The sequence below is a fragment of the Sorangium sp. So ce375 genome (assembly GCF_051473855.1).
In the GTDB taxonomy this organism is placed as follows: domain Bacteria; phylum Myxococcota_A; class Polyangia; order Polyangiales; family Polyangiaceae; genus Sorangium.
On sequence record NZ_CP150335.1, the window covers coordinates 7,373,805 to 7,394,700 of the forward strand.

Here is a 20,896-nt window from a genome sequence, read left to right on the forward strand (position 1 = left end):
GGTCACTCGTCGCGGAAGCCGAGCCCGAACCGGTCGATTCGCCGCTTGATCATGACCCGGGTGATCCCGAGCTGCCGCGCCGCCTCGGACAGGTTGCCCCGCGCCGCCTTGAGCGCCTCCTCGATGAGCCGCCGCTCCGTCGAGTCGAGCGCCGCGAACTGCTCGGCGAGCGACATGCCTTCGCGCGCCGCCGGCGCCTCCCTCGACCCTTTGCAGATCCGCGAGCTCAGGTTGTGCAGGTCCACGATCGGGAGCTCGGCGTCGATGGCCGCGCGCTCCATCTCGTTGCGGAGCTCCCGGACGTTGCCAGGCCAGCCGTAGGCCTTCAGGGCCGCGAGGGCGGCCGGCGTGAACTCCATCTCTCGCTTGCCCATGCTCGACGCCGCCGCCCGGAGCAGCGCCCGCGCCAGGAGCTCGATGTCGTCGCCGCGCTCGCGCAGCGGGGGCACCGACAGCTCCACCACGTTGAGCCGGTAGTAGAGGTCCTCGCGGAAACGCCTGTTCTCGATCTCCTCTGCCAGGTCCTTGTGCGTGGCCGACACGACGCGCACGCTGACGCGCACCGGCCTCTCGGCGCCGAGCGGATGGATCTCCCCCTCCTGGAGCGCGCGGAGCAGCGTGGCCTGCGCCGAGAGGTGGAGATCGCCGATCTCGTCGAGGAACAGCGTCCCGCCGTCGGCCATCACGAACTTGCCGCGCCTCCTCCCGACGGCGCCCGTGAACGCGCCCCTCTCGTGGCCGAAGAGCTCGCTCTCGACCATCGACTCCGGGATCGCGGCGCAGTTCAGCGTCACGAACGGGCCCGCCGCGCGCGGGGACACGCCGTGGAGAGCGCGCGCGACGAGCTCCTTCCCCGTCCCGCTCTCGCCCTGGATGAACACGTGGGCCGCGGACGCGCCGTACCTCTGGATCTGGCGCTTGAGCCGCAGCATCGGCTCGCTCGCGCCGATCAGCTCGCTGGCCGTGCCGCCCGGCCCGAGCGCCTCGGTGAGCGCTTCCATCCGCCGGTAGCGCTGCCCGCTCTCGAGCGCCGCCGCCACAAGGTGCCCGATCGCCGTGAGAAAATCGAGATCCTGCGGCGTGAAGAGCGCCGGCCGCTGCCGCGCGTCGACGTAGAGGAAGCCGAGGAGGAGCGAGCCCGCGTGGAGCGGGACCGCCATCGCCGTCAGGATCCCCTCCCGTACGAGGGTCTTCGGCGCGCCGCGCTCCCCGGTGTTGTGGAAGATGACGCTCTCGCGCCGCACCGTGACCGCCTCGAGCAGGGTGCGGCTCACGGCGATGTCGTCGGCCCCGGGGCCGCCCTCACGCGTCCGCGCGAGGCGGCGGAAGCCGCGCGCGCCCGGCTCTGCGAGGCCGACGAGGGCGCGCTCGCAGCCGAGCGCGTCGAGGAGGGACTGGAGCACCCTGCCGAGCAGATCGTCGCGCTCCGCGAGGTCGAACGCGGCGCGGCTCAGCTCGTAGACGAGCTGGAGGCGGCGGTCGCTGTCGTCGCGCAGGGGCGCGAAGGCCGCTGTGGCCTGCTGGTGGGCGAGCTCCGGCTCTGCGTCCTCACGGAACACGAGCAGGGTGTTGCCGACCTGGATGCGGTCGCCGACCTTGAGGAGGTGCGTCGTGATCCTGACGGTGTTGACAAGCGTGCCGTGCATCGACCCGAGATCCTCGACGGACCAGCCCTGCTCCGATCGGGTAAACCGGGCTTGGAAGCGCGAGACCTGGTGATCGTCGAGCACGACGTCGTTCTGCTCGCTCCTGCCGAGGCGCAGGTCCTCCTGGAGCGGGAGCGTGTACGACACCTGGCCGGGTTCGCGGACGACGAGGTAGGGCATGGGCGAGGGAGCTCGGCGCATTGTCATCTACGATCGTGGAGCGGCGCAACGACCTGGGGTGAAGGCGCGCTCGCGCCCGATAGCGCGCACGCGCCCGATAGCCCGGACGCGCCAAGGCCCTCCCGCCGCCGCCGTCCGGCGACGAGCCGCCCCGCGTGGCGCGCCGAGGGCGCTCGTCCGCAGCGGACCGACGGGCGCGGAGCAGCGCCGAGGAGGTCAGTAGTTGTAACAGCGCCCTGCGTTGCCCGTCCCGACGTTATAACAGTAGTAGCAGTCCGGCTGGCCGATGTAGCCCAAACGCGCGTCGCAGATCTTCGCGCACCTGCCGTCATAACACTGGTAGCCGGCCCCGCAGGTCTCCCCGGTGCAGGCCCCGCCCGCGGGTGTCGAGCCCGGGAGACCGCAGGTCGCGAAGCTGCCCCCGGCGTACTGGCACGCTTCGCCCGCGGCGCAGCCCGCCTGGGCCAAGAGATCGCACGTCCCCTCGGGCGCCGGCCCCTCGAAGCCGATGTCGCTGTCCGGGAGGCCGAGGCTCAGGCAGTTGACGCCAAACCTCGCCTCGCTCACGCGGCAGAACCTGACGCACGAGCCTTGCTCCGGGTTGGCCTGATCCACCCTGAGGCACTGGGCGCCTGCGACGCACTGATCCGAGGTGCACGGCGAGCCCACCGGCAGCGATCCCGGGGACGCACAGAAGGTACGGCCGCTCGAGTCCGCGAGGAGGCACGTCTGCCCCGATGGGCAGGTGTTGTAATAGTAGGAAGAGACCAGGTTGCACGCCCCCAGACCCTCGTTCGGAGCGACATCGAAGCGAATGCCGACCGAGCCGTCGCCGAGCGTGATCGTGCCCTGTCCGGTCGTGAACGTGAACGAGATATCCGTCGTCGCGGACGCGCCGACCTCGAACGACTGGGGATTCGGCGAGAGCAGGGCCGCGGAGACGGGAGACTCCGCGCCGTCCGGCCCGAGCCTGGCGAGCTCCCAGCCGTCCGCGAGGCGGACCGTGTAAGGCCCCTGGAACAGCGTCGCCGTCAGCGTCTCCGCGCCCGGATCGCTCTCGGAGTCGAGCGTGGCGGCGTGGACGCCGTTCGTCGAGTGGATGGCAAACACGGCGTTGTGGAGGCGGAACTCGCCCCCCGCCGACGTCACGAGCGGCAGGCTGACCGTCCCGATCGACGGCTCGTCGTGCGAGCCCGCGGGCGACATGCACCCGATCGTCGTCATCGCTCCGGCGGAGACCAGGAGCGAAAGCCCGAGAGAAAACCACCTGAACTTCATCGGATCATCCATCCTTCTGCGTGCTCGGCGCGGGGGCGCAGCCTGGCGTCGACGTCGATCGCGCCGGGACGAGGCGGCGGGATCACCATCGCTGTCAGGCCTGCGTGGGGCGGTGATAGCCCGCGGTCGCGCGGTGCGCCGCGGCTGCTGCCGACATGCGCGTGAGCGTCGCGCGTCGGCGTCCAGCCACGCCACCTTCGCAACGGCCATGCCAGCGCGGACGCGCCGGCCTTCGCGGCGGAGTGGCCCGGGGAGCCGCCTGCGTGCGCCGCGCGTTTGCCGGGCTTCACGGGAGTTGGCGCGCGCCGGGTCTCGCTGCCGCGCCGCGGTGTCGCCCCGCGCGGGATGCCGGAGTTGATCGTTTGATCAAGCAGGTTGATCCATTGATCAAGCAGGTTGATCCATCCGATCCATCGGCGCGCCGGCCCGGCGCCGCGGCCGGCCCTTCCAGGCCACGCACCGGTGCAGCGGCGCCGGCCGGTCGGCCCCCGATCTCACACCTTTCGCTCCCAGGGGAGCGATGGATCCGGGTTCATCAGCCCGCCCCACCGCTCCTCCCCTCACCTCTCCTCCCCCCATCTCGCCTGCTTCACGGCGGCTCTGCGCCACGCGACGATTGTCGGTCCAGCTCACTTTTCGGGTAGTCTGCGTTGTTGACCATGACGCAGCACGAGTCGCTCGAGATCCCGACGGCGCCCGGCGCCCCCCCGGTCCTCAGCGCGTCGACTTCCCCCCACGCGCCGCCCGTCCTGCGCGCGCCCATCGGCGCCGACCTCGAGCCGGGCCACGTCATCGCCGGCCGGTACGAGATCCGCTCCAAGCTCGGCGCGGGCGGCATGGGCTCGGTGTGGCGCGCCCTGGATCGCGAGCTGGAAGAGGAGGAGATCGCCATCAAGATCCTCCTCGCCGACGGGTCGAACAAGCCGGTCATGGTGGCGCGCTTCCGCCGTGAGCTGAAGCTCGCGCGCAAGATCTCCCACCCCAACGTCTGCCGTGTCTTCGACCTGGGCGAGGCCGACGGGCTGCGCTTCCTGACCATGGAGCTCGTCGAGGGCAAGACGCTGCGGGCCGTCCTCCTGGAGCGCGCGCTCGATCCGCGGAGGGCGCTCTCGATCCTCCACGAGGTGGCGAGCGGGCTCGCCGCGGTGCACGAGCAGGGGATCATCCACCGCGATCTCAAGCCGGAGAACGTGCTGGTGCGGCGCGACGGGCGAGCGATCGTCGCGGATTTCGGCCTCGCGCGGGGCGCGCTCGCCCAGGCGTCGACCGTCGACAGCATCGCCGGCACGCCCGCGTACATGTCCCCGGAGCAGCTGCGCGGAGAGCCGCTCAGCCCGGCCAGCGACATCTTCTCGCTCGGCCTCTTCGGCTTCGAGCTGCTCACCGGTCGCTCCCCGTTCGGCAGCGGCGCTCCCCTCGTGATCGCGTGCGCCATCCTGCACGATCCGCCGCAGCCCCTCGAGGTGCCGGCGCTGCCGGCGGCCGCCGTCCGCGCGCTCGACGCGTTGCTCGCGCGCGCCATGGCCAAGCGGCCGGACGAGCGCTTCCCCTCGGCTGTCAGCTTCGAGGCCGCGCTCGCGGCGGTCATCGCCGATCTGGACGGCGCGAGCGACAGGGCCGCTGCGGCGGGCGAGACGCCCCCGAGCCGCGGCCCGTCGGTGCCGGGCGGCGCGATGGACACGACGTCCCCGGACGGCCGGAGTTTGCTCTCGACCACGCTGGACTCGACGACTCCAGGCGTCCCGCTGCCGCTGCCTGCGGCGATGGAGGCGGCGCCCTCCGGCGGCCGGACGTCGCTGCCGCCCTGGCGGCGGCGGTGGAGCGCGGCCGTCGCGGCGGCATCGGTGCTCGGGCTCGCCGCCGTCGCCTGGCGTGCAGCCGGCGGCGGGCACGCGGCCACCCCTCAGGTCGCCCCGCCCGAGGAGCAGGTGCAGGACGCGCGCTGGGCCCCTCCCGCACCTTCCGAGGACCGCCGCATCTCGATCGCGGTGGTGCCCTTCGACAACCTGACCGAGGACGCCGCCTGGGACGGGCTCGGCCAGGGGGCGGCGGAGGCGATCCTCGGCGGCCTCCGCACCCTGCCGCAGGTGCGCGCGCTCGACTCGGCGCGGGCCGGCGATCCGGCGGCCGAGGCGGCGCGGCGCGGCGCGGCCTGGGTCCTCACGGGCACCCTCCAGCGCGTGGGGACGAGCGTCCGCCTCTCGGCGCAGCTGCGAGCGACCGACGGCCCGGTCGCGGGAGAGCCGATCGAGATCGACGGCGACCCGGGCGAGCTGCCGCGGCTGCTCGAGGCGCTGCGGGACCGCGCCATCGACGAGGTCCGGCTGGTCTGGCGAGACCATCACCGCCGGGATCGCGCCGTCCGCGGGACGAGCGACGCCACGGCAAGGGCGAGGCTGCTCCAGTACTACCAGCTGATCGGCCCAGCGCCGCGCCCTCAGCACCACGCGGAGGGCGCGCGCCTGCTCGACGAGGCGCTCGCCGCCGATCCTGGCTATGTGCCGGCGCTCGCGGAGCGGGCGTACCTCCGCTCGTGGCGCGCGTACGCGCAGGGCGAGCCCTCGCTGTACGCGTCGGCGCTCGGCGACCTGGATCGCGCCCTCTCGCGCGCGCCGGACGACGCGCAGGCGCTGGTCATGCGCTGCCGCGTCCTCCAGCTGAAGCGCCAGGCCCAGGACCACGCGACGGACGCCGACAACAAGGCCGCCTTCGACGCTTGCGAGGCGGCGCGCCACGCCGATCCCGGGTCGGCGGACGTGCTCCTCGTGTTCGCGCGCCTCTACGACGACACCTGCCAGAACGAGCTGGTCGACCAGGTCGCCGAGCAGGCGATCGAGCTGGATCGCAGCCTGTCGGGGAGGGTCCTGCGACATCGCGTCATGCTCGCCGTGCAAGAGGACAGGTTGGAGGTCGCAGAGCGGGTGTCGGAGCGGCTGCTCGCCTTCGAAAAGGAGCAGCAGACGCTCGGAGCGCGCGGCATCAGCCGGCGAATGGGCATCTTGCCGGAGCCGGGCGCCCACCTGCTCCGCGCGGCGGTCCTGCTGCGAAAGGATCGGCTGGACGACGCGCGGAGGGAGCTCGAGGAGGAGCTGAGCGCCGACACAGGGGCGAAGGCCGACAGGCCGTTCGAGGCCGCCTCGCTCCGGGGGCTCCTGCGCATCGCCCGGCAGAAGGGGGAGGAGCCGGACGACGCCCAGCGGAGGCAGCGCCTCGCCGTGCTGGAGCGGCAGTTCCAGGAGGGCGCGGCGAAGAACCCGCACCTGGCCACCGCGGTGGCCGGCGTGTACCTGTGGACGGATCCCGACGCCGCGGTGGACTGGCTCGGCCGGGTGGACGCCCCGGGGTCGTTCACGGAGGCGCTCCAGCGCGCGCTCGCCTACCGGATGGCCGGCAAGCACGCCGCGGCGCGCGCGTCGCTGGAGACGCGCGCGCCGTCAGAGCAGTGGGAGCAGGCCTGCGCGACGTGGTTGCGGTCGCAGCTGTCCCCCTGATCGCGGCGGCGCGCGCGTACCGGCCTCGCCCCCAGCGTCACGGCCGATCGCAGATCGGCGCGCACATCCACTGCGGCTCGAGCGCGGGCGCCTTCAGCGCCGGGGCGTCCTCCTCGTCGGACGCCTCCACGTCCGCGCTCGCCTCCGCGCCCTCATCTTCACATGCGCCCTCGCCATGCTCGCTGTCGGCCGCATCGCCGAGCACGCAGGGGCTGTCCTCGCTCGACGCGACACACGCGGACGTGGACAGCATCGAGGCGAGCGCAGCGAAGAAGAGCGAAGACAGACCGAGAGACTTCAGGTTGTGACGAGCCATGATCGCACCTCTCCATCGCGCAGCCGCAGGGCTGCTGTTGCATGGGTTTCCGCGGGCGATCCGCTCGCTGGCCGGACTGCCGATCATGAGTTCATGAGTGGCAATCAGGACCCACGCTGGCCGTCGGCGAGCGCCCTCGAGGATGGGCTCCTCGTGAGCGCTCGCCGGAACCCTCGTGAGGGCGGCGTCGTCCGTTCGACAGGGAGATATCGCACGTGCCGTACCAGGGGTCGCCGCGGGCCCTGGACGCGGGGCGCGCGAGGCGCGCGTCACGGGAGAGGAGGCGAAATCCTCGGGGAAAACGCGGATTGTTCAGCGAGCGGAGGACCGAGGGAGGCGCGTCTACCGGCGACTCCCCGGCTGCGGAGAGGGGCTGTTACACAAGCGATGCGCAAACTGAGCTAATGATTTGCGCAAAGTGAGAAACGGCGCTGCGCATGCGGCCGGGTGCGCGCTCCTCGTCAGCTGCGAGAGGCTGAAGGGCCGCTGAGCGGCGCTTCACGAGGGCCCGGGGAAGCCGCCGCCACCGTGATAGCCCTCGATGCAGAGGGAACGTGGTTCACCGCCTCCGGCGGAGCTCGGCGCGCTGGCGGGGAGGCGCTCGGCCACCTCCAGCGAAGTACGGCGAGCTTCCGGGACGGTCCCAGACCACCTCCGGCGAAGTCCGGCGAGCTTCCGGGACGGTCCCAGACCACGCCGGGCCGGGCGAACGCGTCATCCCTGGGAGCGTCGCCGCGTCCGCCGCTTCCCCTTGGCCTGCGCGAGCTCAGCCCTTAGGGCCTCCATCTCGGCTTCCAGCTTCTTGTTCGCCTCGCGGGCCTTGGCCTCGCTCTCGCGCGCCTTGGCCTCGCTCTCGCGCGCCTTGGCCTCGCTCTCGCGCGCCTTGGCCTCGCTCTCGCGCGCCTTGGCCTCGGCCTCGCGCGCCCTCGCCTCGACCTCGCGCGCCTTGGCCTCGGCCTCGTCGGGCGTTGGCAGCAGCTCGCGGCCCTCGCGGTCGCGCGCCAGCCGGAGCATCGCCCCGACCGACGGGTCCTCCACGACGGTCCACCAGAGCCCCAGCGCCTCGCACGCGCGGAGCGCCGGGTCGTCGGGCGCCCGCTCCACGAGATCGCCGTCGTGCGCGTCCCAGACGCGGATGGGCCGCTCCCGATCGTCGGGATGGAAGCGCACCACCTCGCGGATCCCCGAGGCGCGATAGCGCGCGAGCTTCTCGTCCCAGTCGGGCTCGCCCTCGTCCGACTCGCTCACGATCTCGACCGCGAGGTCGGGCGCCCCATGCAGCCACGTCTTCCAGGTTCGGAAGGTCCGGTGAGGCACGCCCAGCCGGACGAAGGCGTCGGGGGCGAGGCGCTTCTTCGAGGTCCTCGGGTCCCAGTAGACGAACTGGTCGGAGCCGAGGGTCGCCGTATGCGCGAGCTCGCGCTTGAGGATCAGGTACAGCGCCGTGCGGAGCTCCAGGTGACGGTTCGTCACAGGCGCTTCTTCGCTCTCCGGGAAGTACACCGGCTCGGGCGGGCGGCTGTAGACGTGCGCCCGCACCCGTTCGCGAGGCGCAGCGGGCGGGCGGACCGTGGGCTCGATGGCTGACATGCCTTCGCAGAGGGTACCACGAGCGCAGCGGTGTCGCATCGCTCGGGCGGACCAGCGGCTGGAGAGCAAGAGGGAGCGGGAGAACGAGCGTCGCCCGCGCGCGAAGTGCCGCGCGCGTTCCCGATGGAGGCCGTACGTAGGGATTGGCGGAGCTGTGGCCGTCCGGAGGAGTCATTGCTCCCGGAGACCTGTGCTGGTTGCACCTCAGGGCGCGCAAACCTCGGAGGCCGCGCGAGGCGAAGGGGGCGAAGGAGGCGTCAGGCTGGCTTCAATTGCAGACGAAGCTCGAGCTCGTCTGCGTGATGTTCGGCGGCGTCACGTTCACGGACGCGTATCCGATGCCGGAGCCCTCCCGGATCGTGCCCGCCGTCCACGGCGTCGAGCAGACCGTCCTCGTGGCCGCCGGGGCGCTGGAGCACCCGCTCGAGCAGCACGCCTGCGACGACACCGTGAACGTCACACAGCCGCCGGTGCACACGATCTGCGCGAGCGCCGCGGCGCCGAAGATGGGCGGGCTGGTCACGAGGCTGCTCGCCCCCGTGTAGCGGGAGATGTTGCAGCTCACCGCCGCCGCGGCGGACGTGGTGGCGCTGGCGTGGATCGACCGCTCGACGGCCGCACGCCGCTCCTCGGCCGCCGCGATCCGCTGGAGGAGATCGTCCCTCGCCTCCCCGAGCTCTCGCTCTGCGACCAGCTCGTCCAGCTCGGCGTCCGCCTGCTCGAGCAGCCACCGGTGCCCCTCCTCGCCGACGACGATGCGCTCCGCATTCCCGTCCTCGGACGGCAGCTCCCACACCCCCTGCGCCACGCTCTTCCAGCCCGCGCCCCTCACCAGCGAGAAGCTCGACTCGCCGGCGCCGCGCTCGATGGTCAGCTCCGCGCCGGGGAGCGCAGACTGGCTCTCCTCGTTCACGACGAACGTCTCGCCGCTCGCCTCGGAGTCCGTATCCGACTCAGGGACGGACGACGAGAGCGCACAGCCCGTCGAGGCCCCGAGGATCGCCAGCGAAGCAAAAAGGACCGAGACCATTCCATGGTTCTTCATGATGAGTTCTCCTTGAGATCAGGTGAGATGGGTGATCAGCTCCGGCGGATTCCGGTGCGCACGGGCGTGAGCGCCGCTCGCCGGAGCTCCGGCTCGAGCGGCCCAGTCGCCGTCGCGCTCGGCATTCCGTCAAAGCACGAGCGGTGCCATCGGCAGATCAGGTCAGCTCTTCGGGCGAGCGGCGCGGCCGGCGCGGCGCCTCGACCATCGATCCGGCTCGTTTTGCGCCCCATCGCGCCGCGGGAGGCTACTGCCTGCCTCGGCGGCAAACCTGGAGGGGATACGTCACGCGGGTTGAAGGAGTGATCGTTCGAGCCGATGGATCGATCCGTTTGATCCATTCGCCCTTCCGGCCCCGCTAGACCAGATACAACGAGCGCCGCCGTGCGGCGTCGCTCAGGTTGGCCAGCGGCTGGGGAGCGACAGAGAGAGAGAACGAGCGTGAAGGTGCAGCGGCCGCCGCACCTTCACGCTCAGCATCTGGCAGCGTCGGAGCCCGCGCGCACCTGCCGCCGCGCCGCGCGTCAGCCGGTCACCCTCCGCTCACAGGCTCATGCACAATGTGAGCTGGTTCGGCCCCTGCATATCGGCGTCGATGCAGCCGGCGCCCCCCGGCAGGGGGCCTATCTGGAACGGCCCCGATGCGTTGCAATCCACGGCGTCCATCCCCCAGTCCTGCAGGTCGGACGCCTGATCGCGATGGGAGATGCAGCAGTTGGCCGACGGCTGGTGCTTGTAATTCTTGCCCGCGAACGCGGGCGCGATGCTGCTCAGCGCGCTCTGCGGGGCGAGCGTGTACCCGGCGTCGCACCTGCCCCCCGAGCCGTCGAGGTAATAGCAGCGCCCGTCGAGCTCGACCTCGGTCGCCGGATCACACGAGCCGCTGCCGCCGCACGGCGCGCACGGACCTCCGCAGTCGACGCCCGCCTCTCCCTGGTTCTGGAGCCCGTCGCTGCACGTGGGGCCGCCCTCGCCTCCGCCCTCGCACACAACGGAGATCGTCTGGCTCTGCGGGAAGCAGGTGTCGACCACGCCGCCCCAGTGCTCGTTGCCGATGCACGGCCGCACGACGGGCCCGCCGCTGCACGAGCACGACTCGCCGCTCGCGCTGATCTCGACAACGCCGCTCGGACCGCAGTCCGTGCCGACCACCCAGGTCCGACCGTCGCACGCGATCGGCGGCGTCGGCGTGCCGCTGTGGAGCGCCTGGCAGAGCGTGTTCGCGGCCGCGCCCGTGCAGGTCACGCCGTCGGTGTCCAGGCTGCCCCGGATCGTGACCGCGGTGTACACGCCGGTGAGCGAGGCGCGGAACGCGTCCCAGGCGACGCACTGGTCGGGCGACGGCTGGCCCTCCGTGAACGCCTCGGCGAACTCGGATACGCCGCCGGAGCAGGGCGCGCACGGACCGCCGCAGTCGACGCCCGCCTCTCCCTGGTTCTGGAGCCCATCGCTGCACGAGCCGGGGCTCCCGGGATAGGTGAACTCCAGCGCCAGGCCGTCCGTCAGCCGCGGCGCCTCACACGAGTACACGAGGCCGCTCGTGTCCCCCGCGATCCCGGCCGTCGCGCTGGCGCCGTGGTCGACGACGGGGTTGTCCACCGTGGTGTCCGCGTAGCAGAAGCGGATGTCGTTCGAGCCCTCGAACAGCACCGCGCGGACGTCGAAGGCCGTACCCCCCGTGACGTGCGGGGCGCTCCACTGCACGACGAAGCGGCGCGCCGGCGCCGCGCCCAGCGTCTCGTACCGGACGGCCCCCCCGGCGGGCGGGAGGAGATCGTCCCAGAACGGCGCGATCGTCTGCGGCTCGAGAGAACAGCTGTTGTCCCAGAACGAAGTACCCGGGAAGCCGAGCTTGCCGTTCGATACGATGTCCACCGCGGCCCGCGGGGTCCCGTAGAACTCGAACGCGAAGGGGAGCTCCACGGTCGTCACGCAGTCTTCTCCGCCGCAGGCCGGGCTCCCGGTGAGCGAGATATCGTCGCACGACGGGATCTCCTCGACGCGCGAGCAGCCGACGTACCCGAACTCGTCGACGCCGAAGACCTCGCAGTCCGGCGAACCGCAATCCGCGGCCGAGACGTGGATGGGGAACGTCAGCGAGCAGCTCCCGCCCGCGGCGTCCATCGCGGTCGCCCGCACGGTAACGTCGCCAGGGCCCTCCGGGACGAACGTCGCGACACCGCCATCGCCGGACAGCGAGCCTGCGCCTGCGGCCAGCTCCCACACGTAGGTGATCGCGTCGCCGTCGGGATCCTCCGCGAAGGCGGAGATCGTGGCCGTCTCGCACTGGGTGATGAACTTGCTCGGCGCGATATCGAGATCCTGGAACGCCGGAGGATCGTTCAGCGCGACGACCGTATCGAGCCCTCCGTTCCCTTCCCCGAGGCACTGGGACACGAGGACGATCTCGGTCGTGGCCTCGGCGACGACGGACGCGATCCCCTCGGTGGGCGCGCACCAGGCCGAGGGGCCGGCGTCGCTCATCGGCGTCGCGCAGACGCGGTAGTCGCCCGGCGGCACGACGAGCAGGCCGTCGGCGCCTGCGTGGATCCCCGCGCCCGGGGGGAGCGCGCCGCCGGGGAGCGCCTCGTCTTCCAAGGCGCTGGTGGTCTCGGCGACGGCCGGATCGCTGCATGAGCTGGCGGCGCCGACGACCTTGTAACGGACGGCCGTGACGTCGTGTCGGGCGCCTCCGACCGAGAGCGCCGCCCGGATGATCCCGTTCGTCTCGGGGTCTCCTGCGGCAGACCCCTCGTTGCCCGCGTCGCACGCGGGAGCGGCCATCGCCAGTGCGATGACCATCGACCCACACACGCGTGCGTGTGTGTCAAACCGCTGAGCCATGGTCCCTCCTCGTTCAAGAATGAATCGACATCATAAGACGAGCGCCGCGGTCCCGCGTGGGCGACGGGAGCTCGGGGCGGCGTCGTCGCTGATGGAGCCCCCTGCGCCGGCTGGAAGCACCGCATGTGCCATGCGCTGTCCGGCACCCCTCCGCGATCCGGCGGCGGCGCGCGCGCCCTGCTGCGTCATGGTTTTGCCGGATCCCGCAAGACGCTGCACGGTGGACCGGGCCGGGGGCGGCGCGCCTCCCTCTGCACCATCGATCTCGATGGCTGCGTCGTGGGGACATGAGACGGCCAATCGCGAGCCCGCTGCGCGACCGCCCTGCGCTCAGCCCATCATCCGCCGGCGGCGTCCAGCATCGCTCGCAGGAACGGCGGCGTGCGCCGCGGATCGCAGGGCGCCTTCACCGCCCGGCCCGCGACGACCGCGCTCATATGGCACGTCCCCGGGCGCGGCAGGTGATCCATCCAGTAGAGATCGAACCGGTCGTCCGGCGCGAGCCGCCGCACCATCGGCTCGAGCGGCAGCATCAACCCCTCGCGGAAGCGGGCCAGATAGACGACGTTCGACAGGCGGACAGGGGAGTTCAGCCCGATGCGCCGCCGCGTCCCGGACGCATACGGGCCCGTGTGATCGATGAACTCCACCGTCTGGAGATCGCCGTAGAGATCCGGCTCCGTCTTCTCGACCGTCACCAGCGTCCACGCGCAGAGCGGCCGCTGCGCCCGCAGGAGCGCGCGCGTCATCTGCTCGAAGTCGGGTAGATCCGCGGCCGCCCGCGCCTCGGTGTAGTGGCCGTGCGCGAACTGGTTGCGCTCGGCCTGCATCAGGTTCGAGAGCGTCTCGAACGTCTGGTTGTGCGACAGCTTGACGTCGAGCACCTCCCTCGCCATCGAGCCGATCGGATCGTCGCGATCGCCGAACGCCCGCGCCGCCGTGCGCGCGAGCTCGCGCCACGCGCCGAGCGCCAGGCCGTCGCGCGTGCGCGTGCGGCCGTGGAAGTCGAGCAGCGCGCTCCACCCGGGAGGCGCCCCGCCCGCCCCGCCGCCCGCGGCGCCGCGCGCCGAGGTCGGGGGCGCGCTGCCGCCGCTGAAGAAGGCCGAGACGAGCACCGTCGCGATGAAGCGCCACGTGCCCTCGAGCACGTCGAACAGCATCTTCACCCGCTCGATCGCGCTCGACGCCCCGATCGCCGCCCGCACCCGCCCCGCGATGGGATAGGGCAGGCCGCCGCTCAGCGCCGAGAGCACCCCGTGCGGATCGCCGCACTCGCGCGAGATCTCCGCCGCCCGCGCGCCCGCGTCGGCGTCGTGCAGGAGCTCCCACGAGAGGGTCCGCGCGTGCTCGACCCTCCCGTCCAGGATGGGCGGCCGGCCGTGCCAGTCGCACTGCACCGCGCTCGCCATCACCGCCGGATCCGCCTTGCGGGGCACACACGCGGCGACCACGCCGGGCGCGAGCGGCGCGATCAGGGCGCCGGCGCCCGCGTGGCTCGCGACGACCGCCGCGAGCTCCTGCGCGAGCGCCCCGATGACGTGCGGCCCGACGCCTCCGAGCGCGCTCTGCTCCTCGATGCCGAACAGGACGGTCGCCTTGCGCCCGCTCCGCGACGCCTCGATCACCTCGAACGGCGCGGCGAAGCGCGCGCTCGCCGCGCCGTCGCGGAGCTCCGTCACGGGGGTGGACGCCCCCGGCGCGCCCCGCTCGCGCTCCGCCGCGAGCGACGCGCCCCGCTCGCGCTCCGCCGCGAGCGACGCGATCGCATGCAGGCCGAGCTCGACCTCGCGGCCGGCGACGTCCGCCTCGCCGGCGACCGTGAAGTAGCCGCACGCGAACTCCCCGAGCCCGGCGGCCTCCGCGGCCTCCAGGGCGCGCCGGGCCGCGGCGGCCGCCTCGGCGGCGCCGCCCCGCACGAGCAGGACCGCCGTGCCGTCCGCGTCGCCGACCGGCAGATCCGGCCACAGCCGGTGCACGGCGACCAGCGCAGCCGCCGCGCGCGAGGGCGCGCCCGCCTGGAGCGGCCGCAGCAGCACGAGCGCGCCCTGGCCCTTGCGCGCGAGGAGCGACGCGCACTCCTGCTCCAGGCCGGCGCGCGCGAGCAGGCCCGTCGCCGGGTCCACCGCCCCGGCAGGGACCGACAGCGCGGCGTAGCGGCGGTCGAAGAACGTCGCGCGCATGCCGCCGACGCAGACGAAGGTGCCGTGGACGAGCGGCGACTCCTCCCCGCGCGCCAGGTGCCGCGCGCCGACCTGCACGGGCACGCTGCACTCCTCGCGGCGGCGCAGCCACCAGCGAACGCCGTCGTGGCGCAGCGCGGCCGCGAGCCGCGACGCGACGTCGGGGTAGACGAGATCGTTGCGCTCGTCGCCCACGCGCTCCACGCGGCCGAGCCGCAGCACGCCGACCGGCTCGAGCCGGAGCTCGTGGAGGTAGCCGTCGCGCCCCTCGATCCGCAGCCGATCCGGCGCGGCCACCTCGCCCCGCCACAGCGAGAACCCGGGCGCCTGCGTGAGCCAGAGCGTGGCGCCGCCCGCCGCGACCGACCGCAGCTCGGCCGCGGGCGCGCCTTCGGCGCCGCTCGCCTCGACGGGCGCGGGCGGGACGCTCTCGCCCGCCGGATGGTCCCCGCCGCTGTCTCGTCCGCCCGTCACGCGTCCCTGTCCATGGTGATGCCCGCGAGCCACACCGCCCGAGCATCCGGAGGGCTCCTCGGACGATTACCGCACCGCGCCACGGCAAATTCAACGCAAATGCGCCGCGGCACATTCCTCGACCTGCGCGGAGCAGCGCGCAGCTCGGGCTTGACGCCCCCGAGGCGTTTGCATCTCCTTCCCCCCGCGCTGGCATCCTACCCCCGGGCGCGCCCATGCCGACAGCTCCGACGCAGCTTGTGGAGATTTGCGGACAGATCCGGTCGACGTGAGCGTGCAGCCCAGAGGAGCCAGGGGATTTTTCCGCGCTCCGCGCGAACCACTCGGAGAGGACCGATGGCAAACACACAGCGACCTCACGGAATCACCTCAGGGCGCCGCAGCGCACTGAGCTCCTTGCTCCATCCGAAAGCGGCGAGGCTCGGTCGCCCGCCGCGCGCTCCCTTCATCGCCGCGGTGGTCGCGCTGATCACCAGCGCGCTGGGGGGCCCCGCGCTGGCCGCGGACAAGGCGCCTGAGGGGCGCTGGGTCGTTGGATGGCACAGCAGCCCGACGCCCGGCGGCACGTTCAACTCGCAGGATTGTCCCTCGGACGTCGGCCTCGCCGGCCAGACGGTCCGGAACATCGTCCGGGTGAGCGCGGGCGGGAGCTCGGTGCGCATTCGGATATCCAACGCCGGCGGCAGCGAGCCGCTCAAGGTGGGCGCGGCGTCGGTCGCGCTCTCGGCGGGTGGAGCGGCCACGGTCGCGGGGAGCGCGCTGCCGCTGCGCTTCGGAGGTCAGGCCTCGATCACCATCGCCGCGGGCGGCGACGCGGTGAGCGACCCCGTGGCGCTGAAGGTCCAGCCGCTGCAGACGCTGGCGGTGAACGTCTACCTGCCTGTCAAGACCGGGCCGATCACGCAACACTACTTTGCGGCACAGGACAACTTCCTCGCCTCGGGCAACCAGACCGGGAACGGCGCCGACAAGCAGTTCTCGCGGAAGATCTCGTGCTGGATGGCCGTGTCGGGCGTCGACGTCAAGGCCACTCCGGACGTCGTCGGCACCCTGATCACGCTCGGCGATTCGATCACGGATGGATATCTGTCGACGAAGAACGACAACCATCGCTACCCGGATTACCTCGCGCAGCTCCTGGCCCGCCGCAAGGGCCCGACCCTCTCCGTGGCGAACGCCGGGATCATCGGGAACGAGCTGCTCACCGTACGTCCCCAGCTCCAGTTCGGGTATCCCGTCCCGGCCCGCCTGGCGCGCGACGTGCTGACCCAGCCCGGCGCCCGCGCGATCATCCTTCTCGCAGGCATCAACGACATCGGCGACCGCTCCGCCAAGGCCGCGGATCTGATCCCCGCAGTCCAGCAGCTCATCCAGTCTGCCCACGCCGCCGGGCTCAAGATCTACGGTGGCACCCTGGTGCCGTTCGCCGGCTCGAACGGCACCTACAAGGGCGACTATGGAACCGCGAAAGGCGAGCAGGAGCGGCAGAAGCTGAACACCTGGATCCGCACGAGCGCCGCCTTCGACGGGGTGATCGATTTCGACAAGGCGCTGCGCGATCCGGCCGATCCGAGCCGCCTGCTCCCGGCCTACGACGCGGACAAGCTGCACCCGAACGACGCGGGCTACGAGGCGATGGCGAACGCGGTCGACCTGGACGCGATCATCAACGCTGTCGTCAAAGCGACCTCCCCGTAATCAAAGGCGGCAGCGAGCCGTCGCGACCGCGTGCTCCCCGCGGAGCTCGCGGTGGCTCGCCGCTCCGCCGCCGCCCTCCGCCGGCACGTCGAGCGCGGCAAATCCGCCCAAGGCGCCATCCCATAACCCCTTGCAGAGCTCGCCTCGCTCCGGCGCGCGCCCGCTCGCGCAGCCGCGGGGCGACGTCTGGCTTACGATCCGAGCGGGCTGCCCCCATGGCCGGCGGCGCCATCGCACTCCCAAGTATCCGGAACCATTGAGCCGAAATGCGTCGATGCCCCCGATGCGCGCCATTCTGCGCCGGGGCGAGGGGATTGACCGCAGCGACAGCAGCGCCGCCCCCGGGCGCGCTCGCACTCGAGCCCCTGCGCGCCCGCTCCTTCGCCGGGGCGAACTTCGAAGGTGCAATGATTGTCTGTGAGTTCCGCAAATGATAAGTGGTCTTTCCATGCCTGTCCGCGCGCCGACCAAGCCCCCCGAGATTGTCCTGGTCGGAGGCGTTCAGGGCGCGAAAGGCCGGTCCCACCCGTCGAGGGAATATGAGCTCTGACGACGGCGACCAAGGGGACTACAGGAAGCTCGCCAACGCGCTCCCTCAGATCATCTGGACGTGCGACGCCGAGGGACGCCTGGATTGGGTCAACGATCGATGGACGGAGCTCACCGGCCTCGGTCGCGAGGAGTCGCTCCGGGACAAGGGCGCGCTCGCCGCCATGCACCCCGATGATCGAGCGCACGTGCAGCAGTGCTTCGCCGCGGCCCTCTCCGCCTCTACCACGTGCGAGATGGAGTACCGGCTCCGCACCCGGGCGGGTGTCTATCGCTTGCACCTCTGCCGGGTGGCGCCAATTCGGGGCGACGACGGCAAGGTCACGCGATGGGTGGCCGCCGCGTTCGACATCCACGATCGAAAGGAGGCGGAAGCGCTCGCGCGAGCGCGCGCGGATGAGCTCGCGGTGCTGATGGATGCCGTCCCGGCCGCGGTGCTCGTCGCCCGCGACGCTGGCTGCCAGGAGCTGCACGGCAACCGCGCCTTGCACGCGCTCCTCGGGAGCGATCCGGGGCAGAACCTGGCACATACGGCCCTGGGCGCGGGAGACGACCGCGGGTTCAAGGTGCTGATCGACGGCGTGAACGTGCCCCCGGGGGAGCTGCCCCTCCAGAAGGCGGCGCGGGGCGACGAGGTGAGGCCCCACGAGGTCGTGCTCGAGTTCCCGGACAGGCGCGCGATCCACCTGTACGGCGGGGCGGTGACGCTGCGCGAGCCGAGCGGCGAGCCGCGCGGCGCGATCAGCGCGCTCGTCGACGTGACGCGGCTCAAGGAGACAGAGGCTCAGCTCCACGAGGTGGCGCGCCAGAAGGACGAGTTCCTGGCGCTCCTGTCCCACGAGCTCCGCAATCCGCTCGCTCCCATCCTCACGGCGGTCCAGCTGATGGAGCTGCGCGGCAACGTCGCGACGCCGCGCGAACGCGAGGTGATCGCGCGCCAGGCGCAGCACCTGATACGGCTCGTCGACGACCTGCTCGACGTCGCGCGGGTGGCGCGCGGCAAGGTCATGCTCTCGAAGAAGTGGATCGAGCTGGCGAGGGTCGTCGAGCAGGCGGTCGAGGCGACGGAGCCGCTCCTGGCGCAGCGGCGGCACGAGCTCACCTTGTCGGTGCCCGCCGAGGGCCTCGCGATCGAGGGCGACGAGGTCCGCCTCACCCAGGTGGTCAACAACCTGCTCACGAACGCGGCGCGTTATACCCCGCCCGGAGGCCACATCGAGGTGACGGCCGGCCGCGAGGGCGGCGAGGTCGTGCTGCGCGTCCGGGACGACGGCGAGGGCATCGATCCGAGCCTGCTGCCCCACGTGTTCGAGATGTTCGTGCAGGGGGAACGCGGCTCGGACCGGGCCCTGGGCGGGCTCGGCCTCGGGCTGTCCCTTGTGCGAACGCTCACGATGATGCACGGGGGCGTCGTGAGCGCGAAGAGCGCCGGCGTCGGTCGAGGCAGCGAGTTCACGGTGCGTCTTCCCGCGGCGGCGGCCCCGCCCTCGGCGGCCCCCGAGGCCCGCCCGCCCGAGCCGCGGCCGCCGCAGGCGCCGCGCCGGCGCGTCCTGGTCGTGGACGACAACCGAGACGGCGCCGAGCTGATCGCGGAGATGTTGAGCAAGAGCGGCCACGAGGTGCGCATCGCGCACGACGCGTCACGCGCGCTGTCGATCGTGGACGCCTTTCGCCCTCAAATAGCCATCCTCGACATCGGCTTGCCCGTGATGGACGGCTACACGCTCGGGCGAGAGCTCCACACGCGCCTCCACGACGCCCCGCCGATCCTGATCGCCCTGAGCGGTTACGGTCAGGACAGCGACAAGCGCAGCAGCGACGCAGCGGGCTTCCGGCTGCACCTTGTCAAGCCGATCGACGCCAGGGTGCTCGTTCCGCTGCTCGACGGGCTCCCGGACGACGCCGGCGGGCGCTGAGCGCCGCTCACGCCGAGGGCGCCGTCGCCATCGTGGCGGCGAGGCCGAGCCGCGGTGCGCTCCGGCTCAAGCCCCCTTTGCGGCGGAGAACGGATCGACGTACGTCGTGGAGCCGATCGGCGCCCACGTGTTGTGGAGCCCGTCGAGGTACACCACCGGAACGCCGGTGAGGTCCGCGTCGTCGAGGCAGTTCAGGTTCACCGAGCAGTAATCGCCGCCGAGCATCGGGAGGTGCCCGTGCCCGAAGACGCGGATACCGCAGGTCTTGCAGAACCGAGCATGGCCGGCCTCCGATCGCGAGTGGTCGCCGAGGACCTCCTCGCCGGAGAGCAGGCGGAAGGCGCTGGGCTTCACGATGATGCCCCACCACCTTGTCTTCCTGCAGATCGTGCAGTTGCACTGCGTCGTCCCGGCGCTCGGGTCGAAGTCGGCCTCGAAGCGGACAGCGCGGCAAGCGCAGCTGCCCTTGTAGGTCCGGGGGCCGGGGGTCGTCGTGGTGTGCGAGGAAGCAGCGTTGCTCATGGGCGGTAGCTCCAGGGATGGGGGCGGGGCGCCTTCGGACGCCTCGCCCGAGGGATGAGAGGAAGCTACACTGGATTGCGGACAGATTCGGTCCGCAAGGAGACAGGTGGTACGTGGTCCAGACCTCCGCGCGGCTGCTGAAGCTGCTGTCGCTGCTGCAATCCCGGCGCTTCTGGACGGGCGCGGAGCTGGCCCGCGAGCTCGAGATCACCGAGCGCAGCGTCCGGCGCGACGTGGACCGGCTCCGGAGCTTGGGGTACCCCGTCCACGCGGCCACCGGCATCGGCGGCGGCTACCAGCTCGGCGCCGGGAAGGAGCTGCCGCCGCTGCCGCTCGAGGACGACGAGGCCGTCGCCGTCGCCGTGGGGCTGCGCGCGGCGGCGACCGGACCGGTGAGGGGGCTGGAGGAGGCGTCGGTCCGCGCGCTCGGGAAGCTGGAGCAGGTGCTCCCCAAGCGGCTCCGGCGCAAGGTGAGCGCGCTCGACGCCGTGAGCGTGCGGCTGGGCGACGGCGGCCCCACCGTCGACGCGGACGCGCTCGCCGCGATGGCGAACGCGTGCCGGGACGCCGAGGTCCTGCGCTTCGACTACCGCAGCCACAGCGGCGCCGCGAGCGCGCGCGCCGTCGAGCCGTACCGGCTCGTGCACACGAGCCGCCGATGGTACCTGCTCGCGTACGATCTCGATCGAGGCGCATGGCGGACGTTCCGCGTCGATCGCATCCAGGGCAGGCCGAAGACGGCGGGGCGCTTCAAGCCGCGCCCGCTGCCCGCGGAGGACGTGGCCGAGTACGTGTCGAAGTCGGTCTCCACCGACGCGTACCCGCTCCGGGCGCGCGTGACGGTGCACGCCCCCGCGCAGGCCGTCTCGGAGCGGCTGTCGGGCGTGGCGGGGCGCATCGAGGCGCTGACGCCCGACCGCTGCGTGGTCCACACGGGCGGCGGGAGCCTCGATGCGCTCGCGTTCCACCTCGGGTTCATGGGGTTCGAGTTCGAGGTGCACGAGCCAGCGGAGCTCATCGAGCAGCTCCGCCGCCTGGCCGAGCGCCTCGGCCGGGCCGCGGGGCGGGGCGCGGCGGCGGATCCAGGCGCGCGGTGAAAGACCGGAGTCGCCGTGCCGTGCCTGCGCGGGCAAGAGGCCTCCTGAAGAGATGGAATCCGCGGGCAGA

12 protein-coding genes are annotated in these 20,896 nt (G+C 72.3%); 4 read left to right on the top strand and 8 right to left on the bottom strand.

What is annotated here, in order from left to right; genetic code table 11:
- Window positions 1–2: 2 nt before the first annotated feature.
- The gene (locus WME90_RS27280) at window positions 3–1,853 is read right to left on the bottom strand and encodes a sigma 54-interacting transcriptional regulator (protein ID WP_437274935.1); all 1,851 of its coding nucleotides are present in this window, start codon (window positions 1,851–1,853) and stop codon (window positions 3–5) included.
- 189 nt (window positions 1,854–2,042) lie between these two features.
- Window positions 2,043–3,104, bottom strand: coding sequence for a hypothetical protein (locus WME90_RS27285; RefSeq protein WP_437274936.1), 1,062 nt, complete (start codon window positions 3,102–3,104; stop codon window positions 2,043–2,045).
- 659 nt (window positions 3,105–3,763) lie between these two features.
- Here WME90_RS27285 and WME90_RS27290 point away from each other — a divergent pair.
- The gene (locus tag WME90_RS27290; protein ID WP_437274937.1) at window positions 3,764–6,595 is read left to right on the top strand and encodes a protein kinase domain-containing protein; all 2,832 of its coding nucleotides are present in this window, start codon (window positions 3,764–3,766) and stop codon (window positions 6,593–6,595) included.
- A 37-nt stretch (window positions 6,596–6,632) separates the two neighbouring features.
- Here WME90_RS27290 and WME90_RS27295 read toward each other — a convergent pair whose 3' ends face one another.
- The 5 genes from WME90_RS27295 to WME90_RS27315 all read right to left on the bottom strand — a co-directional run bounded on the left by WME90_RS27295 (window position 6,633) and on the right by WME90_RS27315 (window position 15,044).
- Entirely contained in the window at window positions 6,633–6,911 is a 279-nt protein-coding gene (locus tag WME90_RS27295; RefSeq protein ID WP_437274938.1) for a hypothetical protein, read from the bottom strand.
- Window positions 6,912–7,625: 714 nt separating this feature from the next.
- Window positions 7,626–8,501, bottom strand: coding sequence for a Uma2 family endonuclease (locus WME90_RS27300; protein ID WP_437274939.1), 876 nt, complete (start codon window positions 8,499–8,501; stop codon window positions 7,626–7,628).
- Between the two features lie 268 nt (window positions 8,502–8,769).
- Window positions 8,770–9,546, bottom strand: coding sequence for a hypothetical protein (locus WME90_RS27305; protein WP_437274940.1), 777 nt, complete (start codon window positions 9,544–9,546; stop codon window positions 8,770–8,772).
- A 543-nt stretch (window positions 9,547–10,089) separates the two neighbouring features.
- Window positions 10,090–12,348, bottom strand: a complete 2,259-nt coding sequence (locus WME90_RS27310; protein ID WP_437274941.1) for a PKD domain-containing protein — start codon at window positions 12,346–12,348, stop codon at window positions 10,090–10,092.
- A gap of 380 nt (window positions 12,349–12,728) precedes the next feature.
- Complete coding sequence (locus WME90_RS27315; RefSeq protein ID WP_437274942.1) at window positions 12,729–15,044, bottom strand: hypothetical protein; 2,316 nt, start codon at window positions 15,042–15,044, stop codon at window positions 12,729–12,731.
- Window positions 15,045–15,440: 396 nt separating this feature from the next.
- Here WME90_RS27315 and WME90_RS27320 point away from each other — a divergent pair, with 396 nt between their 5' ends.
- Together WME90_RS27320 and WME90_RS27325 are read left to right on the top strand one after the other, a co-directional pair.
- Window positions 15,441–16,742, top strand: coding sequence for an SGNH/GDSL hydrolase family protein (locus tag WME90_RS27320; RefSeq protein WP_437274943.1), 1,302 nt, complete (start codon window positions 15,441–15,443; stop codon window positions 16,740–16,742).
- Window positions 16,743–17,281: 539 nt separating this feature from the next.
- Window positions 17,282–19,207, top strand: a complete 1,926-nt coding sequence (locus WME90_RS27325; RefSeq protein ID WP_437274944.1) for a PAS domain-containing hybrid sensor histidine kinase/response regulator — start codon at window positions 17,282–17,284, stop codon at window positions 19,205–19,207.
- A 66-nt stretch (window positions 19,208–19,273) separates the two neighbouring features.
- Here WME90_RS27325 and WME90_RS27330 read toward each other — a convergent pair whose 3' ends face one another.
- Window positions 19,274–19,729, bottom strand: coding sequence for a GFA family protein (locus WME90_RS27330; RefSeq protein WP_437274945.1), 456 nt, complete (start codon window positions 19,727–19,729; stop codon window positions 19,274–19,276).
- A 113-nt stretch (window positions 19,730–19,842) separates the two neighbouring features.
- Here WME90_RS27330 and WME90_RS27335 point away from each other — a divergent pair, with 113 nt between their 5' ends.
- Window positions 19,843–20,826: a helix-turn-helix transcriptional regulator gene (locus tag WME90_RS27335; protein WP_437274946.1), complete on the top strand. Its 984-nt coding sequence runs from the start codon at window positions 19,843–19,845 to the stop codon at window positions 20,824–20,826.
- Window positions 20,827–20,896: the final 70 nt, after the last annotated feature.